Genomic DNA, 21,381 nt, shown 5'->3' on the forward strand with positions numbered 1-21,381 from the left:
ATTTGAGTCACATTAGTGGGAATACGGCGTGGTAAGCGAAAGTAGCTCAGAATTTGAGCCACATTGGCGAGATTGCGTCGTGGCGAGCGGAAGCAGTTCAGCATTTGAGCTACATTGGCGAGATTGCGTCGTGGCGAGCGGAAGCAGCTCAGCATTTGAGCTACTTCCGCATTGCCCGGCCGGCGCGCTCAATAAGGATTTTGCTTCACGCGCAGCAGCTCCGCGAGGAAGGCCAGGGCAAGGCCTTGCCCCCAGCCCTGGATGCGCTTGTCCGGCACGCCGCGGTAGCCGGCGGCGTCCTTCATGACGGCCGTGCCGGCGGACACGCCGGTAACGGTGCCGTCGTCCGCGATGCGCGCCACAATGCCGTCAATGGCGCGCTGCGAGTACTTGTTGTACAGGCGCCCCTTCGTCAGCAGGGCGCAGGCGATGCCGGCGGACCCGGACGTCTCGAGCGGAGACGACGGGTCGTCCAAGATCGTGTGCCACAGGCCGGAAGCCGGGTCCTGCAGCCGGACGAGCGCGCTGAGCTGGTCACGCAGCGAGCCTTCGATGATCATGAACGAAGGGTGCGTGACCGGCACGATCTCGAGCGCGCGCGCCATCGTCAGCGCCGCCCAGGCGTTGCCGCGGGCCCAGTGGATGCCGCTCATATGGTTGCCTGCAATGTTGTCCCAGCCGTGATAGTACAGGTTGGTCACCGGATCCTGCAGCACGTTCTCGTGGCCGTGATACTGCCTGAGCCCGTCTTCGAAGTAATCGCTCCGCTCCAGCAGCGCCCCGATCCGCAGCAGGAAAAAGCCCGCCATGAACATCGTGTCGACCCAAGCCTGCTCGGGGAAGTTGTACGTCTCCGAATTGACCGTGTGCTGGAAGATTCCGTCCCCGAAGCGCGCCGCTTCGTGCGTAAGGAACTCGGCCATCTCCCGGGCCGTCGCCAAATACCGCTCATCCTTCGTAGCTTCGTACAGACTGAGAAGCGAATGCCCGATCGACACGCCGTTCACCGACAGCTTGGGCAGTCCGTCCTCCATATTTTCGTCGACCCACGCTTTTACTTTTTCCAGATACGAGTCGTTGCCCGTCGCCGCCGCAGCCTCGCAAACCCCGTAGAACGCGACGCCCCCCGGCCAATCCCAACTGAAATCCATGCGAAATGTGCGCTCGACCACCCGGTCGATGATGCTTCTAATCTCGTTCTCGTCGAATATCAATGCCGGCATAAGCTCCAGTCCCTCCATAGTCATAAGTGAATTATCCTTTCAAACCGCTGGTTGCGATGCCTTCCACGATATATTTCTGAAAAATAAAGAAAACGACAAACACCGGGATGAGCGACAGCGTGGACATCGCGAACATGCCGCCCCAGTTATTGAGCGATTCCCCATCGAGGAACAGCTTGAGCGCCAGGGACACCGGATACAGCTCCGGCTTGTTCAAATAAAGCAGCGGATGGTAGAAGTCGTCCCACGTCCAGTAGAACGAGAAGATCGCGGCCGTCACGAGCGCGGGCACCGTCAGCGGCAGAATGACGCGGAAGAAGATGCCGTATTTGCTGCAGCCGTCGATCTTGGCGGCTTCGTCCAGATCGGCGGGAACGGTGCGGATAAACTGCATGATCAGGAAAATGAAAAACGGGATGCCGAAAAACTGCGGCACGATAATCGGTTTGAACGACGACAGCCAGCCGAAGTTGGTGAACATGATGTACTGCGGAATGATCGTGACGTCGCGCGGCAGCATCATCGTCATCATCATGCATCCGAACCAGAACGCCCGGCCGAAGAAGCGGATGCGCGTGAAGCCGTAGGCGACGAGGGCCGAGCTGGCAACGGCTCCGATGGTCGAGAGGATGGCGATGATGAACGAGTTTTTGAAAAACGTATCGAACGAGTTCCCGGCGAATCCGGCCCATCCGGTCGCGTAGTTGCGCCACTCGAGACGGCTCGGTATGAGGCTGTAGGCCGTCGTGAAGATTTCGTCGTTCGGCTTGAGCGAGCTGACGAACAGCCACAGAATCGGATAGAACATCACCAGCGCCAGACCGCCGACCAGCAGATGATAGGAGATACGTCTCCAAAGTTTGGCGGATGCCGTCATCTTAGCGGTCTCCTTTCGATTCGTAGTGAACCCAGAAGCGGGAAGTCTGGAACAGAATGAGCGTCAGCACCCCGACGACGATCAGCATGACCCAGGCCATGGCCGAAGCGTAGCCCATCTCGTAGAACTCGAACGCCCGCTTGTACAGATAGAGCGAGTACAGCAGCGTCGTGTCGAGCGGACCGCCTTCGCCGCGGGAGACGATATAGGCTGGCGTGAACGTCATGAAGGCAGAGATCGTCTGCATGATCAGGTTGAACAAAATAATTGGGCTGAGCAGCGGCAGGGTGATTCGGAAAAAGCGGCGCACGGCGCCCGCCCCGTCCACACCGGCGGCTTCGTAGAAGTCTTTGGGGATGTTTTTGAGCCCCGCCAGGAAGATGAGCATCGACGAGCCGAACTGCCACACCGACAGGGCGATCAGCGTCCAGAGCGACGTTCGCGGGTCGCCGATCCACGAGGTGTCCGTATGAACGCCGAACAAGCCGAGGAAGGAGTTGACGAGGCCCTTGTCGCCGAACACCTGGGACCAGAGGATCGCCACCGCGACGCTGCCGCCGATGAGCGAAGGCAGGTAGTAAGCGGAACGGTAGAGGCCGATGCCGGCGATCGCTTTGTTGAGCAGCATGGCGACGAGCAGGGCGAACGCGAGACGCAGCGGCACGCTGGCGACGACGTAGTGGAGCGTGACGCGGACGGAGTTCCAGTACTTGTCGTCGTCGGCGAACATTTTCGCGTAGTTGTCGAAGCCGACGAAAGTGGGAGCCGACAGCAGATTATAGTTGGTGAACGAGTAATAGAGGGAGGAGACCATCGGGTATGCGATAAAGAGGAGAAAGCCCAGAATAAACGGGGCGGAAAAGAGATAGCCGACCACGTGGTCGTTATGGCGCAGCTTCATGAATTCAACTCCCTTGGGTGCAAATGAAAGGAGCGGCGGCAGTGCGGATGTGATGCAAGCGCTTGCTTCCCTATCTTCATTATGCAGGCGGGAGGGGGCGGGCAGAAGGCAAAAAACCGTTCATTTTGTTTAAATAGCCGACATGCTCGGGATTTGGGTAAGCGGTGAAAAGGGGGGCGGCAAGAAAGATTGATGCCCATCTGACGAGCGCCTTGCGCCCAGGATCGATCTAAAGAATTGAGGCCGAATATTCCTCCTCGAGACGTTTGGCTACTTTCGTTTCAGGCAAGTAACCAACGATCAGGACAATGTTGCCGATAATAGAGTACCTGATACATGAACTTGACGGCTTCGTTTTGTATGCCGCGGCCTCTCGCATCTCTGCCTTCCCTGCTTTTCTGAAACCGGAACAAATACGTTGCGCCACAATCACCAACCCGCAAAGCACAAGCAACAAAGCTGTAGTCATGGTCATCTTCCTTCCTCTTCATATTGAAAGACATCCGTCAGCGGTTTCTCGAAAGCAAGAGCGATTTTAAAAGCCAGAACCAGGGAGGGATTGTATTTGTTCTTCTCAATAAAAGCAATGGTCTGCCGATGTGAAGTCTCCCGCGCATTGGCGGTCATACGGCAAGGAGCTTCCCGTCCACGGCCGACGCGGACGGAAAGCTCCTTGAGTGCTTGCAGCTATTCTCTACTTGTTCTTCGCCAAAATTTTGTTCGCTTCCTCGCGGAATTTGGCGGCGCCTTGCTCGACGGTCAGCTTCTTGTACATGATCTGCTCGGCCGTCTCCTTCAGCAGCTTGTCGACTTCGGTCGCGCCGGGCGGGTTCGGCGGATCCATCTCGCTGCTGTTCTGTTCGGCCCAGGCGACGTACTCGAACACTTTGGTCTGCTCCGGCGACAAGTCCGGTTTGAGCGCTTCCTTGACCGCCGACGAGACCGGCACGCCGCGCTCGCCCATAATGATTTTGTTGGCGTCGATGTTGTTCACCCAGAAGTCGATGAACTTGGCGGCTTCTTCCTTGACCTTGGAGTTTTCCGCGATGGAGAAGTACATGCTCGGCTTCAGGAACAGCGCCTTGTTCTCGTTCCAGCCGGGAACCGGCAAAATCTCGAACGGACGCTTCGCCACGGTGGACGAGAGGATGTACTGGTTGGACCAGCCCCACGTGCTCACGGCGTTGCCCAGCTCCAGCTCGCCGTCTTCCGGCGTGCCCTTCTTCTGCGCCAGCTTGTCGAGCGGCAGCAGGTAGCCTTTCTGGTACCAATCGTTATACATGTTGTAGAAATCGATGAAATACTTGTCGTCGCTGTAACCGAGGCTCTTGCCGTCGGCCGCGTACATATGCTGGCCTTTGCTTCTCAGGTAGAACGGGAAGAAGACGTCGTGGCGCAGATCCTGCATCAGAAGCTTGCCCTGCGCTTTCAGCTTCTCGCCCCAGGAGGTAAAGTCGTCCCAGGTCCAGTTCCGGTCCGGCATCGTGCCGCCGGCTTTCTCCAGCATCGCCTTGTCGATGACGGCGAGCAGGGCGTTGGAGCCGAGGTTGAACGCGTACAGCTTGCCGTTCACTTTGCCGCCGGAAATGGCGCTCTCGCTGATATTCTTCGTGTCGATCGTACCGTTCTCGATGTACGGCGTCAAATCCGCGATCTGGCCGAGCGTGCCGTATTGGCTCAGATACGAGATGTCCATCTGGATGACGTCCGGCAGGTCTTTGGCCGCCGCTTGCGGCGCGAGCTTCTTCCAGTAATCGTCGAAGCTGGCGTACTCCGGTTCGATCGTGACGTTCGGGTGAAGCTGCTTGTACAGGTCGATGACCTTCAGCGTATAGTCGTGGCGCGATTGTCCGCCCCACCAGGCGATGCGAAGCGTAACCGGCTCCCCGCTGTCCGCCGATGCGGACGGCGAAGCCGAGGCCGAGCCCGACGGACTTGCCGCCCGATCGCCGCCGCCGTTCCCGTTGTTGCCGCTTCCGCAAGCGGCAAGCCCGATCGCCAGGGATACTATCAACAGCATCGATAAAGCTTTCTTCATCCGTTTATCCTCCCCTTAGAAGTCTGAACGCAATGTAACTGCTTACATTTCTATTATCCTGACGATCCGGGGGGAGGTTAAGGCAAAAAACCGGGGGAATTGTTCAAAAACCAGTGCTCTCCACTCCCTTGATATATTCCGAAGGCGTGCATCCGATCTGCTTCTTGAACACCTGGCTGAAATATTGCGGGTTGTCCCCGAAGCCGAGGCGCTCCGCCAGCTCGAAAATTTTTATGTCGGGCTCCTCCGCGAGCAGCTTGGTCGCTTGCTTCATCCGCAGCTTCATGACATAATTGGAAAATTTCTCGCCCGTCTCCTTCTTGAAAAGCTTGCCTAAGTAGTCGGCGTTCATGTAGAGCATCTCGCCCGCGACGAAGTTGAGCGACAGGTTCGCGTTGCCAAGCTGCTGCTCGATAATGTCGAGCACCTTGCGGACGATCGTCGTATGCTTGACGACGTTCCGCTCGTAGTTGCGCCTCGCGATATCGCGCGCGGTCCGCCCGAGGAAATCTTGCATCGCTTGCAGCGTATTCATCTCGACCAACTGCGGAATTTGCTGGTAGCCTTCGTTCATCCGCCGCGGATCAGCGAGCCGGATGAGGGAGATGAACAGCTGAATCGCATACGACTTCGTCATGGCGATGTCGAGCTTCGCCCGTTTGAGCGAAGCGAACAGTTCTTCCAGCGCCTGCTCGGCCTCGCGGAGATGCCCGGAACGGACGGGCATGGCGAGCTTGTCGACGTCGAAGTCGAGCGCGTCCGGCGCGGGATCGGCGGCCTGGAACGTGTCCTTGCTCGTAATAATGCCGCCTTCGTCCAGGTAGAAACGGTAGTTAAGGCACTGCAGCGTCTCCTGGTACAAGGCGCGCGCCTGAACGATGTCGCCCGGGCTGCTCAAGGCGATCGTCACGTCCATCTTGTAATACTGAATAAACGTGCTGCGGATGCGGCCGAGCCGCTCGTGCAGCGCGTCCGGCTCACCCGGGTCCTCGATCAGTATGAGGACGTGATCGCCGATCGTCGTACCGAGACGCGTCGTCTCCAGAATGTCCTCGGCGATGTTCTTGATCGCGAACAGGTGCTCGAATTCGGCGGAGCCTTCCAGCCGGAACAGCAAGAGGCGCACCGGCCGGTCGAAATCGTATTGGAACAGGCTCCGGTAATAGTCCCAGTCCTGGCTGCCGTACGTTTTGTTGGTAACGAACTCCTTCAGCACCTGCTCCTTGACGTGGGGGACCATTTTGTCGAAACGCTGCTTCATGTTCCGGATGAACGTCTCCGTGCCGGAATGAATATCCAGCTCTCGCGTAACCTCGTCCAACGCCTGGGCGATCTTCGTCTCGTTCGTCGGCTTCAGCAGATAATGCTTGACGCCGAATTGCATCGCCCGCTTGGCGTAGTCGAATTCGCTGAAGCCGGACAGCAGGATGAAGCGGATGTTCGGATGGGAGGCGCTGGTTTTGGCCACGAGCTCCAGCCCGTCCAGGCCCGGCATCCGGATGTCGCTGATGACGATATCGGGCGGATCGGCCTGGATGCGCTCGTACGCGGCGAGGCCGTTCGGAGCGGAACCGGACAGCTCCGTCCGGTGCGAAGTCCAGTCGACCATCGTGGAGATGCCGTCCAGAATAATGCGTTCGTCGTCGACCAACAGCACTTTGTACATTGCTCATCCCTCCGTATGGTTCGGTATGCTGACGATCACCCGGGTTCCGTGTCCCGGACGGCTCTCGACCTGCACGCCGTACTGTTCGCCGAAGCTGATCTTGATGCGCTCGTCGATATTGAGCAGGCCGATGCCTTTGCCGTTCGTCTTCAGCTTGCCGCTTCGCAGCCTGGCGAGAGTGTCGGCCGGCATGCCGGGCCCGTTGTCCTCGACGGTCAGCTTCAGCCCCCCGTCGGTCTCATAGCTTCGGACGGTAATGGAGCAGATGCCGATGGACGGCTCCAGGGCGTATTGGATGGCGTTCTCGAGCAGCGGCTGCAGCGACAGCTTCGGTATGCGCAGGCTGTGGTACCGATCCGGAATGTCCAGGGAGAAGTCGAGCCGGTCCTCGAAGCGGAACTTCTGGATCGTAATATAGCTTTGGACGATCTCGAGCTCTTCGGCGAGCGTCACGATCGGTTCCTTGAGACTGACAGAGTAGCGCAGCAGCAGGGCGAGCGATTCGACCATCTGGGAAATTTGCGGCTGTCGGTTCATCTTGGCGATCCAGTTGATCGATTCCAGCGTGTTGTACAGGAAATGCGGATTGATCTGGGCTTGCAGCGCCTTGAATTCGGTTTCTTTAACGAGCAGCCGGCTGGCGTAATTTTCGGTAATGAGGGTATTGATCCGCTCGACCATCAGCCGGAACGTTCGCTGCAGCAAGCCGATCTCGTCCATCGAGGCGGCGGTCTCCTCGCCGGCGATCAGATTGGCCCCGGCGAAGTTGCCCTTCTCGGCGAGCTTCATGCGGGCGATCAAATCTTTGATCGGCCGCGTCAAGCTCCGGGAGAAGCGGATGCCCCACAGGATGACAAGCGCGAAGATGCAGGCGAACACGATGACGACCAGACGCTTGATGAAGATGATTCGCTCGAAAATTTGCTTGTAGGGCGTAATGTTCAAATAAGTCCATCCCGTCGGCGCCGAGCGGCTGTAGGAGACGAACAACGTCTCGTTGTCGAACGTTTCCGAGAAGTAGCCGGTTCGCTTCGTCAGCCGGTTCTCGATCAGGGACGGATCGAACGTCGGATTGCGCGGATAGACGACGTCGGAGCCCGACAGAATGATCAATTCTCCCGGCTCGACCGCCAGCTTGCGAACGATGGCGTCCAGATTGATCCGGATGATGAGCGTGCCCAAATAACGAAGGTCGAACACCGTATTGGTATAGGAGCGAATGTCGCGCACGGAGATGAGCGCCGGATCCTTCTCGTCCGGGAACACCCAGACGTTGCCGCCCTGGGCTTCCCCGGACAGCTGCATGATGCGGGCCCGCTTGCCGGAATCGATGGCGATCGGATTGCCGGCGTCGCTCTCCGTTCCGAGCGCGTCGATCAGCTGAATCGAATACAAGTACGGCTCGGAGCCGCTGTAGCTGAGAAGCAGGTCGATCAGCTCTTTGCGGTAAACCAGGTTATCGTAATCGGACTTGCTCGCTTGAAGCGACCGCAGCAGCTTCTGCAGCTGGACGTCCGCAATCATAGTGAAGGACAGCTGCTCGATCCGCTTCAATTCGGATTCGATGGCGGCCGAGGACAGATTGAGCACCTGCGACGATTTGGCGTGCAGCTGCCGGTCGTATACGGTGAAAGCGTACTGCTGAACGAGCACCGTAAACGAAAAAGCGGCGATGACGATAAGCGCGATCACGATGGACAGCTTGTGGCGGATTCTCATATGGCGGAAGGCTTTGAACCTCGGCTCCATGGGCAACCTCCCCATCCCCGTGATTAAAGAAATTATGTCACCCCTTTGGAAACGCTGTCAATGCAAACGGATGATGAGACTGCAAAACCGGAACCCTTCGCCTGGGAAGGTTCCGGTTGCCCGGGAGCGCTATCGGTAGGAGCCGGACGCGTCCGGCGCGTCGGAGGCGGGCTTCGCGTTGTTGCCGCCGCCGGAGCCGCATCCGGCCAAGGCGATCGCAAGCGCCGAACGCAAGAAGCGAAAGTGCGGTAGTCTTCATTTGCACCCTCCTGACGCTCGATTCGTCTTTTTCAATGGAAACCCTTACAATTTCTCATTATGTCGGAGAGACGGCAGCGCGTTAATTCAAAAAACCGGGCGCTTTGTTTAAAAAGCAGAGTTCGCCCCGGCCGATCCGATGGCTGCGCCGATTCGTAACATGAACGCACGGACCGGGCGAAGCGGACGTTTAAACGCCCGGCGCATCGTGAAAGCTGTGGACGGAACCCCGTTCGCGCTCGTCGTGCCCGCGTTGTTCACGCAATTTTTCCAGTCGAGCGAGGACTACTACCAGAGGGCGGACTTCGCCACCCTGATCCGGCTTTTGCGCTTCCTGGCGTTTCTTCTCGCCATTTTGACGCCTTCCTTGTACATCGCCATCACGACTTTCCAGCCGGAGCTGCTTCCGCCGACGCTTCTGTACAACCTGGCGAGCCAGCGGGAGGGCGTTCCCTTTCCCGCCTTCTTGGAAGGGTTGATCATGGAGGTTATATTTGAAATTTTAAGGGAAGCGAGCGTTCGGATGCCGAAGACGATCGGCCAATCCATCTCCATCGTCGGAACGCTCGTGGTCGGCGAGGCCGCCGTCGAAGCCGGCCTGGTGACGGCCGGCCTGGTGATCGTCTTCTCGATCACCGCCATCTCCAATTTCGTCATGCCCGCGTTCAATATAGGGATCTCCGCGAGGATTTTGCGATTTTTTCTGATGTTTCTGGGCGCTACGTTCGGCCTGTACGGCGTTTTCCTCCTGATTATCTTTATCGTGGTCCGGCTGTGCAGCCTGCAATCGTTCGGCGTCCCCTACATGTCGCCGACCGCTCCCATGCATATGGGCGACCAGAAGGATACGTTGTTCCGCCTTCCCTTTCCGGGCATGCTTCGCCGTCCCTACAGCATCAAGACCGCCAACCGCGTTCGGCTCCATCGGCGGAACTGACAGGAGGAGAAACCGTGCTGCGAAAATGGATGCCGATCGTCTCGCTATTGGCCTTGCTTCTGCCGCTAACCGGCTGCTGGAGCCGGCATGAGCTGAACGACCCGGCCATTGTGGTCGGACTGGGGATCGACAAGGCGGGTGACGGATACAAGGTATCCGCCCAGATCGTCAATCCGGGCCAAGTATCCAGCCGGAACGGCATGGCCAAAGGCTTGCCCCCCGTCGTTACCTTCACCGAACAAGGGAAGACCGTCCCGGAAGCGCTCCGAAGAATGACGACCAAGCTGTCGAAGCGGCTCTATTTTTCCCATCTGAGGATTGTCGTTTTCGGCGAACGGATGGCACGCGAAGGCATTCGCAAGCCGCTCGACTTCATCTCCCGCGAAGCGGCCATGCGCAACGACTTCTTTCTTGTCGTCGCCAAGGGCTGCGAAGCTTCCGACGTGCTGGGCATCTCCAGCTCGATCGATCCGATTCCGGCCAACAATTTGTACACCAAGCTCTCCAATTCGGATCGCCTGTGGGCCGCAACCGGCAAAATTACGCTGGACAAATTGTTGATCGATCTGGGAACCAAGGGTAAAAGCCCGGCTTTGACGGGCATCGAAATTATCGGCAACAGGAAGACGGCTCAATGGATCGACGGCAGCAACACGATCAAGCCCGTCGCCATCATGGCGTATTCCGGGACTGGGGGCTGATGGTGTGGCCGATGGCGATGGGGATCATTCCTTTGGCGCTTGCCAGCTACGGCAATATCGTCATGGTCGGACAGGCGCTGAACCGGTCGTGGACGATGTTCGCCTTCATCTTTCTTGTGATCATCCCGTTCTTGCTGTCGGGGTTCTCTAACTTCGGTTCGGCTCGAAACGTTCGGCGGCGGAGGCCGGAAGGGTATGATTGCAGGCAGGGATGACCATCTTAACAAAAAGTCGCCGCACAACGCGAAAACCCGGGTGCCAAGCTTGTCATCGCTGTGATAAGATATGGAGTGGGTTTGTTACGCCGGTATAGAGGTTCGACAAGCATCAAGCATCCATACGTGGAAAGAAGGTAAATCCGTGTTTCGGAAAAAAGACATTTTCTTTAAAACGCTGGAAGAGATGGCCGACCTGATTCAGGAAGCGGTCGAACGATTCTCCACCGCCGTGAGCGGGGATCTTCCGGACGTAGCGGCGTTCGCCAAAGAGATGAAGGAATTCGAGCACCGCGGCGACCAGTTCGCGCATTTGATCCTGACGGAGCTCAACAAGACGTTTATCACTCCGATCGAACGGGAAGACATTATGGCGTTGACGAAGCTGCTGGACGACGTTCTGGACGGCATCGAAGCCTGCACTTCCCGGTTCGACATGTACCATATCTCCAAGCCCGACGGCTACATTCGGAAGTTCGGCGACGTTCTGCGGCGCTCCGCGCTGGAGATCAAAGCGGCGATCTATTTGCTGACCCAGAAGAAGCTGCTGGCGATCCAAACCCATTGCGTCAAGCTCAACGAACTGGAGAACGAAGGGGACGACCTCATGCGTCAGGGCATCAAGCACCTGTTCCAGAACGTCAAGGATCCGATCGAGCTGATCAAGCTGAAGGACATGTACGAGCGTCTGGAGGAGACGACCGACTCCTGCGAAGACGTCGCGAATATATTGCAGTCCATCATAATGCGCAATTCTTGATGGCGCTGGACAGGAATGAGACGAGACAAGCATGGATCAAATGACATGGATTGTAGCCATTATCGTCGTATTGGCGCTCAGTTTTGACTTTATCAACGGTTTCCACGATACGGCCAACGCAATCGCGACCTCGGTGTCGACGCGGGCGCTTCCGCCCCGGATCGCCATCTTGCTGGCCTCCGTCATGAATCTGGTCGGAGCGCTTATGTATACGGGGGTAGCGAAAACGATCGGAGGCAAGGTCACGGACCCGTTCAAGCTGGAGCACGGGCTGACGGTCGTCGTGGCGACGCTGATTGCGGCCATCCTCTGGAACCTGATTACGTGGTGGCAAGGAATTCCCTCATCGTCCTCGCACGCACTCATCGGCGCGCTAGCCGGAGCGGCCGTCGCCTCCGAAGGCTGGGACGGCATCAATTACGGCGGCTTCAGCACCATCGTAATCGGATTGGTGTTGTCCCCGATTATCGCGTTCGCGCTCGGATACGTCGTCATGTTCATCCTCAAGCATCTGTTCGCCAACGCCAGCCCCCGTTACGTGAACAAGGGCTTCCGGACCGGACAGATTCTGACGGCGGCTCTGCAATCGTTCACCCACGGAACGAACGACGCCCAGAAGGCGATGGGGATTATCACCCTCGCGCTCGTGTCCGCCGGTTATCAGTCCCACCTCGAAGTTCCGCTGTGGGTCAAAATTTCCGCGGCTGTCGCAATGGCGCTCGGCACGTCGGTCGGCGGCTGGAAAATTATCAAAACGATGGGCACGAAAATTTTCAAAATCGAACCGATCAACGGCTTCGCGGCGGACCTCAGCTCGGCTTCCGTCATTTTCTCCGCCACGCTCACCCACCTGCCCGTCAGTACGACGCACGCGATCACCTCTTCCATCCTGGGCGTCGGGGCGGCGAAGCGGTTCTCCAGCGTGCGCTGGAATACGGCCGGGCGCATCGTGGTCGCCTGGGTCGTCACGATTCCGGTCGCAAGCGTCATGGCGGCGATTATATATTGGATCTTAAGTTTATTTCAATAAGAGAGACGGCATCCACCCCTCACCATCGGCTTAATTTTCGGTAATATAAAGTGAAAGAGCAATGTTAAACGGAATCTATCCACGGGGTACGGAGTTTGGAGGGCAGTCAATGCAGGCATCCGCTAGGCAAGCCAAGTCGTGCGCCGAATTGTTCGAGCAATTTCAACGCGAACGCCCGGATGCCCGGGGAGAGAAGCTGATTTTCTCCGGCGTGGGCGGCCGCGATGTCTACAATATTACGGCTCCGTTCCTGGATGAAGGCGATTGGGTCATTGCGGGCCGGGTCGAGGACCGCGCGAGCGAGCGTTCTGAAGTCTGCTTTTTCGTCGAGCGCGGCGGGGAATGGACGATAAGGGAAGGCTCGCCCGTATTCGCCTTGCAGGATCCGTTCGTCTCGTTCATCCGGGGAGAGCTGGTGTTCGGCGGCGTCGAAGTGTACTTCGACAACGACGATCCCCATTACGTCACTTCCTGGAGGACGGTCTTCTACCGCGGCGGCCGCATCCGCGACTTGGAACCGTTCGCCAAAGGGCCTCTTACGATGAAGGATATCCGTCTGGTCGACATGCGCAACGGCCGGATCGGCGTCTTCACCCGGCCGATGCCGGTGAACGACGCCCGCGCCATGATCGGCTTCACCGAGATCGGGAAGCTGGAGGAGCTGAACGAGGAGACGATCGAGAACGCCGAGCTGCTGCACGACCAATTCGTGAAGGTCGAATGGGGCGGCGGCAACGAAGCGCATCTGCTCCGCAACGGCCGGATCGGCGTTCTCGGCCATGTGGCGCGCATGGACGAGGACAATATCCGCCACTATTATCCGATGACGTTCGCCTACGATCCGGTGAGCCGGACGCATACGCCGATCAAGCTGATCGCTTCGCGCGACATGTTCCCGGACGGACCCGCCAAGCGCCCGGACCTGGAGGACGTGCTGTTCAGCGGCGGCCTGCACCGCCACGAAGACGGCACGGCGACGCTGTACACGGGGGTCAGCGACGCCGAAGCGCATCGCATCGTCATCGCCGATCCTTTCCTTGAGTACGAGAAGTGACAACATCGGCCCCTCGGCCGGCAGGCAGCCGAGCGAGGGGCCGATTTGTTTTTTGTTAAGTTTCGTGGCCGGCTGGGCCCGGCGTTTTTGGAGCTTAAACGAGCGAGCGTTCAAGACCATTCTCCCTTAAATGCAAGGGACGGACCGCAGAGCCTTTATTTCGGGATCGGAAGCCCATTGGGGAATCCTAACGGACCGACAAGCCGTTATTCGCTTGAATCGGAGCCTCAGTCGAACAAAATCCGGCCAATACGGATCGACAGTCCGATAGACTTTCGATCGACACCACCGGCCAATTTTGCATGCATTTTTTACTCGTCCGAATCCGCCCTCTTCGCCTCCAGCTTATCCAGCCCCTTCAGGTATGGCCGGAGTGCTTCGGGGATGACGATCGAGCCGTCCGGTTGCTGATGATTCTCCAGCAGCGGAATGAGAATGCGCGGCGAGGCGATGGCCGTATTGTTCAGCGTGTAGCAATACTGAAGCTTGCCGTCGTCGTCACGGAATCGGATATTCGCGCGCCGGGCCTGGTAATCGAGGAGAAGCGACGACGAATGCGTCTCCCCGTAGGCGCCGCGGCTGGGCATCCACGTCTCGATGTCGTATTGCTTGAACGTCTTGAACGACATGTCGCCCGAGCAGACCGCCACGACGCGGTAGGGCAGCTCTAGCAGCCGCAGAATTGTCTCCGCATTCTCCGTAATCTCCTGAAGCAGCCGTTCGGCCTTCTCCGGATCGTTATCGGCAATGACCACCTGCTCCACCTTCGCGAACTGGTGAACGCGGTACAGCCCTCGCACGTCTCTTCCCGCCGAGCCGACCTCGTTGCGGAAGCACGTCGATGCCGCCGCGAGCCGAATCGGCAGCTCGCCGGCTTCCAGGACGTCGCCCGCGTGGAACGAGACGAGCGGCGCCTCCGACGTGCCGACCAGCCACAGATCCTCGCCTTGGATGCGGTACGTTTGCTCTTCGCCTTGCGGGAAGAAGCCCGCATGAACGAGCGTCTCCGTCTTCGCCATCAGCGGCACCTCCAGCAGCCGGAAGCCGCGCGCTTCGAGCGTATCCAGGGCAAGCTGCTGGACGGCCCGGTGCAGGGCGACGCCGGCGCCGGTCAGGTAATAGTGCCGCGAGCCCGCCGTTCGCACGCCGCGCGGAATGTCCAGCAGCCCGTGGAGCTCCCCGAGGGCGACATGGTCCAGCGGCTCGAACCCCTCGAACGAAGCGGGCTCTCCGACGCGCCGCACCTCGACGTTGTCCCGGTCCGATTCCCCGATCGGGGTATCGGCCGATACGAGGTTCGGCGTGCGGAGCATCAGCTCGCGGAACTCCCGCCCGATCGCCTCGCCGGTCTTCTCCAGCTCCTTCAAGCGGGCCTGGAGCGCTTTGACCTGCAGTCGGATCGATTCCGCTTCCCCGGCCTCGCCGCGGCTCATCCGTTCCCCGGCCGCGCGCGACCATTGATTCCGTTCCTCCCGGAGCCGTTCCAGCTCCCGCAGGCTTTCCCGCCTGGCCGTGTCCAGCTCGAGCAGCTTGCCGACCGGAAAGTCCATTCCTCTGTCCTCCGCCGCTTGCCGAACCTGATCCGCATGTTCCCGAATCCATTTGATGTCCAACATAAACACCGCTCTCCCTTCGCGCCCAAAAAATAAAAAGCGCCCTCATCCGTATGGGACGAGGAGCGCTTCGGACTCGCGGTGCCACTCAACTTGACCGAACCTTCGCGATGAGGTCCGATCCGCTTGTGTCCGCGATAACGGGCGGCGCCGGTTAACTTAGGGAGATGCGGGCGAGCCGATCGGCATCTCCTTGACGAGAACGCCTCCGAGTTGGATGCTCTTCATTGGCAATGTGGTCGATATCGATTTAAAATGAAGTATATCGAAAACCCGCAACGCGCGCAAGCCCGATTCGGCAATGCGGCGAGACGGCGGCGGGGCGGCCGAAGCCGACCGGCTACCGCCGCTTCTTCGCCGCCGGCCGGCGCGGCGAGGAGCGGCCCGCCCGGGAACCCGAAAGGCCGCGATTGGCGCCGGTACGCCTTCGGGGGCGGGGGGCGGCGCCGGAAGATTTGTCGGCCGAGGCCGTCCCGGCCTTGCCTTTGCCGATGAGCAAGCGGACCAGCGGCGCCATCTGCTGCATCATAGCCATGAGCTTCTGGATCTTGCCCATATTCGCCAGGATGCCGTCGAGGCCGCCCACCCGGTCGATAATGCCTTTAATTTCGTTCAGATTGACCAGCGAGCTCAGTCCGCCGCCTTTGGCCGCCGTCGTAGCCGGCTGAGCGGCAGGAAGGACCTGAACGGGCGGATTGTAGTAGGCGGGGGGACCGAAGAGCGGATCCCCGACGCCCGGATACCCTCCTCCTTGGGGAGGCCCGCCCAAGCCGGGGGTCCAGCCTTGCAATCCGGGTTTCTCGGTTTCGTCCATGGCGTCCGTTTCACACCTTTCGTCCGATAGGTTGGGTAGGGCACTGCCCCGGTTGTTGCGGGAATGCCGGTACGCTTGATACAGGGTATGTGCGGAGGGGCGAAAGCGTATGGACGAATGCCCGCCCAACGAGGGCATTTATCTCGGTAAAGCGTGAATACGGTGAAGCTTGAGGAATTTCACGAAACGAAGTACAATAGCTTTAAAAATGGACGTCCGCGCAACGGACAGAGGTGGCAGCCTATATGCAGTTGAAAAAGCTGAACGACAAATCGATCGACCAGCTCTTCGAAGCCATTCTGACGCTTAAGAACATTGAGGAGTGCTATATCTTTTTTGACGATCTGTGCACCGTGAACGAGATTCAATCGCTGTCGCAGCGGCTCGAAGTGGCCCGCATGCTTGGCAAAGGGAACACGTACAACCAGATCGAATCCGAGACGGGCGCCAGCACGGCCACGATCTCGCGGGTGAAGCGCTGTCTGAACTACGGCAACGACGGCTACAAGATGACGCTGGAAAGGCTGGGCCGGTACGGCGACAGTTCCGACGAGTCCCGCAAGGGCTAAGGAAGGGCTGTCTTCGGCCGAGCCGGATGCTCCTTATTTTTAACTTCTTCCGAGAACCGTTCTCCGGGTCCGCCGCGGGAACGGTTCTTCAGGTTGTCTATTTTCATATTGCCCGGTTTCCTATTATTGGGTTATGCTCGGGATAATTCCCCATTTCGCGCGGCCTTTCAGGAGGGAATCGGATGCGCTTCTGGCAATCGGTGCGATTTCGCATCGTATTCCGTTTCTTTCTGATCGTCGCTCCGCTCGTCATTTTCCTCATTTACAATAATGTATACGCTACCCGAATCGTGCGCGAGCAAATTTCGGACGTCCGGCGCTCCCGCACCCGTTCGGGACGATGCCTTCCGCGGCGAAGTTCTTCGGATGAAGGAGCCGGTTGGCACCCTGAAGTGGAAGGGCGGGAACCATTTGGTGCTGAGCAACCCTCGGCCTACTCGGACATCCATTTCGTCATCGTCATTCCGGAACCGTATATTTTGCAAAACTTGCCCTTCTTCCAGAAGATGCTCTATTACTGGATTCCGCTCCTGTCCGTCGCCGTCGTCGCCGGGTATTCAAATGCAAATTATGGGTTATTATGGAAAAATGAAATGAGGGCTTATCTAAACAGTCTGACCGTCAAGCTTGGGCTTGGCGGTTCTTCGTGTCTGTGCAGTGACCATCCGCCAGAAGAAGCCCGGTAGCACCCACTTTCACCGCGGGCCCAGCGAGTGAAGCCGCCTTGCCTTTTGCACGCGGAGGGCGGAGTGAGTAGCTTCCGTCCAATATGCAGCTGGCGGATGATGATGCGAATGGTTGTTCCCTCTTTTCTACGGGCGGCGGTCTCGTTGACATTGGGTTTACGTTTCGATAGCATGAGTGAGTAGGGTTGTGAAGATCGGTCGTTAGATGGAGGGAACCGCTTGTGAAGCCTGGAATTTTGGTCATCAGCCATGGGTCCCAGGAAGAGCGGTGGGTGTCCTTGGTGGACGATACGGTCGAGGGCGTTCGGGAAGCGCTGCCCGGCGTTCCCGTCGAATGCGGCTATCTCGAGCTGGTGGAAGGCCGACTCATTCAGGACGGGATCGATCGATTAGAGGAGCAGGGCGTGACCCATATGCTGGCGATTCCGCTGTTCGTCTCCGCGGGAAGCACGCACGTGGACGAGATCGGCTGGGCGCTTGGCGCTTACGAAGAGCCGCGGAGGCCGACCGACCTGCAGCGGTGCCGGGTCAAGGCGCGATTGACGTACGGCAAGCCGATCGGGGACGATCCGGAGATCGCCGACGCGCTTCTGGACAAATTGGCGTCAAGCGCGGCATCGGAGAATCCCGCAAGGGAGAGTCTGCTGCTGATCGGACACGGGAGCGAAGAGCCGTGGTTCAGGAGCGAATGGCGGCGGGGGCTGCAGGCCTTGGCGGACCGGATGCGGGAGCGGGGCGGTTATGCGGACGCCGATGCGGCTTTGCTGCGTCCGGACGAGGTCGCGGAACGGGTTCGCGCGCTGCAGAAGAGACATGCGGAGGAGCACCGGGTCGTTGCGGTGCCTGTGTTCATCAGCGAAGGGTATTTCACATCCGTGGTCATTCCGCGAAGGCTGGAAGGATTGGATTGCCGCTATGCGGCCGGATCGCTCATTCCCCATCGGAAGGTAGGGGAGTGGCTCGTTCGGCAGGCGTCGGAATGGCTGAACGATTTGTTGGTTGAGGGTAAAGAGGGGGAGCAAGTTGGAAAAGATCAGGGCCCGCTTAATTTATAATCCGACCTCCGGCAGGGAAGAGATGCGCCGGCGGCTGCCGATGATCCTGCAGCGGCTGGAGCAAGGGGGCATCGAGACGTCCTGCCACGCCACGGAGGGGAAGGGGGATGCCTCTCTGGCCGCGTCCGAAGCGGTGGGCAGAGGAGAGTACGATCTCATCATCGCGGCCGGAGGAGACGGCACGCTCAACGAAGTGGTCAACGGCATGAGCGGACACGAACGCCGCCCGGCGCTCGGCGTGCTTCCGATGGGTACGACGAACGATTTCGCGCGGGCGCTCGGCATTCCGAAGCGCTGGCAGAACGCCGTCGACCTGATCGTTCGGAGGCATTCGCGGCCGGTCGATATCGGGATGGCCGACGGCAAATATTTTATTAATATTGCGGGCGGGGGCTTCCTGACGGACTTGTCCTACGAGGTGCCGAGCAAGCTGAAGACGATGATCGGGCAGTTGGCCTATTATGTGAAGGGTTTCGAGAAAATTACGCATTTCCGGCCGACGAGCTTGCGAATCTCGGCGGAAGGCGTCGGCGACTTCGAAGGGGAGTTCATGCTGTTCCTCATCGCCAACACGCAGTCTGTCGCCGGCTTCGAGAAGCTGGCGCCGCAGGCGAAGACAGACGACGGCCTGTTCGACGTGCTCATCATGAAGAAGTGCAATCTTGCCGAGATGATCCGGCTCGCTTCGATGGCACTGCGCGGGGAGCATCTGAACGATTCGCACCTCATTTATTTCCAGACGAACAAGCTCGCCGTGGAGACGGACGATCGCGTGCAGCTCAATCTGGACGGCGAATTCGGCGGCACGCTGCCGTGCTCGTTCTCGGTGCTGCCTTCGCATCTGAACGTATTTGTAGACGAGAACGGCAAATCGAGCTACCGCAGATAGGAGAGCGACGTTTTTGACACGGAAGATGAAGGGATCGAGGACGGGAGAAGGCTCGGCGCGGCCGGGACGTTCGGGCGCGGGGCCGTCGGCGGGAAGAGCGACGGGTGCGTCCGCAGGAAGCCGAGGCAGGGTTCGCGACGGCATTCCTTCCGGTTTGCCGGTCGCGCCCGGGCAGTCGGTCGAACTGGACATCGTCGGCCTGACGCACGAAGGAGAAGGGGTAGGCCGGTACGAAGGCTATACCCTGTTTGTGCGCGGCGCGTTGCCCGGCGACCGGGGGCTGGCCGAAGTCGCAAGCGCCGGCAAATCGTTCGGGCGAGCGCGAATGGCGGAGTTGCTCAAGCCGAGCGAGGATCGCCGCGCCGCTCCGTGCGCGATCTACGACGCCTGCGGCGGCTGCCAGCTTCAGCATTGGGACTATGCGGCCCAATTGCGCTGGAAACGGCAGCATGTCGCGGACAACCTTGCGCGCATCGGGAAGTTGCCGGTAGCTTTTGACCTCGACGATGCTTCGGCCGTTCCCTCTGGCGAACGTCCCCCGGTTCTCGTTCATCCCGTCATCGGCATGGATGAGCCTTGGCGCTACCGGAACAAGGCGCAGGTGCCGATCGGCTTTGCGGTAGAAGGCGGCCTGGTCGGCGGGTTCTACGAACAGGGAAGCCATGATATCGTCGATATGGACGTCTGCTTGATCCAGCAGGAGCCGAACGAAGAGACCGTGCGGGCCGTCAAGGCGATCGCGCGGTCTCTCGGCTACAGCGCTTATGACCGCGGCACGGGCCGGGGTCTTCTTCGCCACGTCGTCGTTCGCCATGCGGAAGCGACCGGTGAGCGTATGGTCGTGCTCGTAACGAACGGCCGCGACTTGCCGCATGAAGCCGAATTCGTCGCCCTTGTACGCGAGCAAGTGCCCGGCGTAAAGAGCATTTGCCAGAACGTAAACACATCACGCACCCCCGTTGTCTTCGGTGATGAAACTCGCGTCCTGTGGGGCCGCGACGTCATCTACGACGAGATCGGGGATATCCGCTTCGCGATTTCCGCACGCTCGTTTTTCCAAGTAAATCCCACACAGACGGAGCGCTTGTATCGTTCCGCTCTGAAGTACGCCGCCCTCACCGGCAACGAGACGGTGGTGGACGCCTATTGCGGCATCGGAACGATCACCCTGTTCCTCGCCAAGCACGCCCGCCGCGTCTACGGCGTCGAGATCGTCCCCGAAGCCATCGAGGACGCCCGCCGCAACGCGGCCATCAACGGCATCGCCAACGCCGAATTCGCCGTCGGCGCCGCCGAAGACATCCTGCCGCGCTGGCAAGCCGCCGGCGTGTCGCCCGACGTCATCGTCGTCGACCCGCCCCGCAAAGGCTGCGACACGCGCCTGCTGACCACCATGCTCCAGTTGAGTCCCAAGCGCATCGTGTACGTCTCCTGCAACCCGTCCACCCTCGCCCGCGACCTTCGGATTTTAGAAGACGGCGGGTATCGGACTGTGGAGGCTCAGCCGGTGGATATGTTTCCGCATACGGTGCATACGGAAGTCGTCTCGTTACTGGTGTGGAGTGGTACAGGGGTCGAGATGCCTTAATATATAAGGGTTTGAGAGATAGTACAGGCTCTTTTGAAAAGATGTAACAGAGTCATTTTTAGAGGGTTGCCGTAAAATTGCCGTAAACCTCTTTTTTCTGAAGCAAAATAAATGGGCTTAGAGAATCGAGCTATCCTTTTTCTTAGGATTTAGGATGGCTTGTTTGATTAAAAGCCTATTGAAAATTTCACTTGTTGGATTATATCCTCAATAAATGGTACAAAATAAGCTGGAATTTTTATGTGAGGTGGGTGGCATTGGTCGATAGACTCTCTAAAGAAAAAAGAAGCGACCTAATGAGGGCAGTTAAAAGTAAAAAATCCCTTATTGAGAATTCTGTAACTCATGAGTTATGGAAACGTGGACTTAGATTTAGGAGAAATGTAAAAAATCTTAAAGGTAAACCCGATATTGCAATAAAAAAAGATAAGATAGGGCTTGCTGAACAAGATCAATTTAAGCTGCTCCCAACGCATGAGCCTAGACCGTGATTTTCTTTGCGGTTTTCATGCAAAAAATCGGACGGAACGCAATGAATCTGAAAAAAGAGAAAAAAAGAACCCGCAGTCGCCGTTCCAGGTTCATAACAAGAAACTGGATAGCGATGACAGTTAAACTTGTATGAGCACCGCGGGAGCAAATTCGGCCCAAACCCAACTTGCGTTTGCCTTCGCCGAACTTTCCTTCGATCGCATTGCGCTGTGCAGCGTCTTGCTTCTCTTGCTTTCGATCATCGGCGTCACGTTGTTCTTTGGATG

At 58.5% G+C, this 21,381-nt stretch carries 22 protein-coding genes and 1 pseudogene; 12 read left to right on the top strand and 11 right to left on the bottom strand.

What is annotated here, in order from left to right; all coding sequences use genetic code 11:
• Positions 1-188: 188 nt before the first annotated feature.
• The 8 genes from G485_RS0121175 to G485_RS0121210 all read right to left on the bottom strand — a co-directional run bounded on the left by G485_RS0121175 (position 189) and on the right by G485_RS0121210 (position 8,454).
• Entirely contained in the window at positions 189-1,223 is a 1,035-nt protein-coding gene (locus tag G485_RS0121175; protein ID WP_027094181.1) for a glycoside hydrolase family 88/105 protein, read from the bottom strand.
• A 31-nt stretch (positions 1,224-1,254) separates the two neighbouring features.
• A complete protein-coding gene (locus tag G485_RS0121180; RefSeq protein ID WP_027094182.1) occupies positions 1,255-2,100 on the bottom strand; it encodes a carbohydrate ABC transporter permease in 846 nt (281 codons plus the stop codon).
• Position 2,101: 1 nt separating this feature from the next.
• Positions 2,102-3,001 carry a carbohydrate ABC transporter permease gene (locus tag G485_RS0121185; RefSeq protein WP_027094183.1) on the bottom strand — a complete coding sequence of 300 codons (900 nt, stop codon included), beginning with the start codon at positions 2,999-3,001 and terminating at the stop codon, positions 2,102-2,104.
• A gap of 229 nt (positions 3,002-3,230) precedes the next feature.
• Complete coding sequence (locus tag G485_RS0121190) at positions 3,231-3,476, bottom strand: hypothetical protein (RefSeq protein ID WP_027094184.1); 246 nt, start codon at positions 3,474-3,476, stop codon at positions 3,231-3,233.
• Positions 3,473-3,628, bottom strand: coding sequence for a helix-turn-helix domain-containing protein (locus G485_RS29525; protein WP_084423434.1), 156 nt, complete (start codon positions 3,626-3,628; stop codon positions 3,473-3,475). Before G485_RS29525 ends, G485_RS0121190 begins: the two co-directional genes overlap by 4 nt.
• A 67-nt stretch (positions 3,629-3,695) precedes the next feature.
• Positions 3,696-5,039: an ABC transporter substrate-binding protein gene (locus tag G485_RS0121200; protein ID WP_027094185.1), complete on the bottom strand. Its 1,344-nt coding sequence runs from the start codon at positions 5,037-5,039 to the stop codon at positions 3,696-3,698.
• A gap of 103 nt (positions 5,040-5,142) precedes the next feature.
• On the bottom strand, positions 5,143-6,705 hold the full coding sequence (locus tag G485_RS0121205) for a response regulator (protein WP_027094186.1): 1,563 nt from the start codon (positions 6,703-6,705) through the stop codon (positions 5,143-5,145).
• Positions 6,706-6,708: 3 nt separating this feature from the next.
• On the bottom strand, positions 6,709-8,454 hold the full coding sequence (locus G485_RS0121210; RefSeq protein ID WP_027094187.1) for a cache domain-containing sensor histidine kinase: 1,746 nt from the start codon (positions 8,452-8,454) through the stop codon (positions 6,709-6,711).
• A 460-nt stretch (positions 8,455-8,914) separates the two neighbouring features.
• On the opposite strand from G485_RS0121210, the pseudogene G485_RS27640 reads away from it, so the two are divergent.
• The 6 genes and pseudogenes from G485_RS27640 to G485_RS0121245 all read left to right on the top strand — a co-directional run.
• A pseudogene (locus G485_RS27640) lies at positions 8,915-9,649 on the top strand (spore germination protein); the annotation flags it as partial.
• A 14-nt stretch (positions 9,650-9,663) separates the two neighbouring features.
• Positions 9,664-10,350 carry a Ger(x)C family spore germination protein gene (locus tag G485_RS27645; RefSeq protein WP_051318462.1) on the top strand — a complete coding sequence of 229 codons (687 nt, stop codon included), beginning with the start codon at positions 9,664-9,666 and terminating at the stop codon, positions 10,348-10,350.
• Positions 10,350-10,565, top strand: a complete 216-nt coding sequence (locus G485_RS0121230; RefSeq protein WP_027094188.1) for a hypothetical protein — start codon at positions 10,350-10,352, stop codon at positions 10,563-10,565. The genes G485_RS27645 and G485_RS0121230 overlap by 1 nt, the downstream gene beginning before the upstream one ends.
• Positions 10,566-10,710: 145 nt before the next feature.
• The gene (locus G485_RS0121235; protein ID WP_027094189.1) at positions 10,711-11,325 is read left to right on the top strand and encodes a DUF47 domain-containing protein; all 615 of its coding nucleotides are present in this window, start codon (positions 10,711-10,713) and stop codon (positions 11,323-11,325) included.
• A gap of 31 nt (positions 11,326-11,356) precedes the next feature.
• Positions 11,357-12,355: an inorganic phosphate transporter gene (locus tag G485_RS0121240; RefSeq protein WP_027094190.1), complete on the top strand. Its 999-nt coding sequence runs from the start codon at positions 11,357-11,359 to the stop codon at positions 12,353-12,355.
• Between the two features lie 109 nt (positions 12,356-12,464).
• On the top strand, positions 12,465-13,409 hold the full coding sequence (locus tag G485_RS0121245) for a DUF1861 family protein (RefSeq protein WP_027094191.1): 945 nt from the start codon (positions 12,465-12,467) through the stop codon (positions 13,407-13,409).
• 311 nt (positions 13,410-13,720) lie between these two features.
• Here G485_RS0121245 and serS read toward each other — a convergent pair whose 3' ends face one another.
• On the bottom strand, positions 13,721-15,025 hold the full coding sequence (gene serS, locus G485_RS0121250; RefSeq protein WP_027094192.1) for a serine--tRNA ligase: 1,305 nt from the start codon (positions 15,023-15,025) through the stop codon (positions 13,721-13,723).
• A gap of 337 nt (positions 15,026-15,362) precedes the next feature.
• Positions 15,363-15,836, bottom strand: a complete 474-nt coding sequence (locus G485_RS28630) for a hypothetical protein (RefSeq protein WP_051318463.1) — start codon at positions 15,834-15,836, stop codon at positions 15,363-15,365.
• Between the two features lie 245 nt (positions 15,837-16,081).
• On the opposite strand from G485_RS28630, the gene G485_RS0121260 reads away from it, so the two are divergent.
• The 6 genes from G485_RS0121260 (at position 16,082) to G485_RS29530 (ending at position 21,114) form a co-directional block, all read left to right on the top strand.
• A complete protein-coding gene (locus G485_RS0121260) occupies positions 16,082-16,405 on the top strand; it encodes a YerC/YecD family TrpR-related protein (RefSeq protein WP_027094193.1) in 324 nt (107 codons plus the stop codon).
• A 182-nt stretch (positions 16,406-16,587) separates the two neighbouring features.
• A complete protein-coding gene (locus G485_RS0121265) occupies positions 16,588-17,091 on the top strand; it encodes a hypothetical protein (protein WP_027094194.1) in 504 nt (167 codons plus the stop codon).
• 221 nt (positions 17,092-17,312) lie between these two features.
• Complete coding sequence (locus tag G485_RS27655) at positions 17,313-18,146, top strand: sirohydrochlorin chelatase (RefSeq protein ID WP_084423435.1); 834 nt, start codon at positions 17,313-17,315, stop codon at positions 18,144-18,146.
• 22 nt (positions 18,147-18,168) lie between these two features.
• Positions 18,169-19,035, top strand: coding sequence for a diacylglycerol kinase (locus G485_RS0121275; protein WP_051318466.1), 867 nt, complete (start codon positions 18,169-18,171; stop codon positions 19,033-19,035).
• A 25-nt stretch (positions 19,036-19,060) separates the two neighbouring features.
• The gene (rlmD, locus tag G485_RS27660) at positions 19,061-20,623 is read left to right on the top strand and encodes a 23S rRNA (uracil(1939)-C(5))-methyltransferase RlmD (RefSeq protein WP_051318467.1); all 1,563 of its coding nucleotides are present in this window, start codon (positions 19,061-19,063) and stop codon (positions 20,621-20,623) included.
• A 251-nt stretch (positions 20,624-20,874) separates the two neighbouring features.
• Positions 20,875-21,114 (top strand): very short patch repair endonuclease, encoded by a 240-nt coding sequence (locus G485_RS29530; RefSeq protein WP_240489234.1) that lies wholly within the window; start codon positions 20,875-20,877, stop codon positions 21,112-21,114.
• On the opposite strand, the gene G485_RS0121285 is transcribed toward G485_RS29530, so the two are convergent.
• The coding region (locus tag G485_RS0121285) for a transposase (protein WP_027094130.1) at positions 21,104-21,381 on the bottom strand (278 nt) is incomplete at its 5' end. The two genes, G485_RS29530 and G485_RS0121285, sit on opposite strands and share 11 nt — an antisense overlap.

The organism is Cohnella thermotolerans DSM 17683 (genome assembly GCF_000429825.1).
GTDB lineage: Bacteria > Bacillota > Bacilli > Paenibacillales > Paenibacillaceae > Cohnella > Cohnella thermotolerans.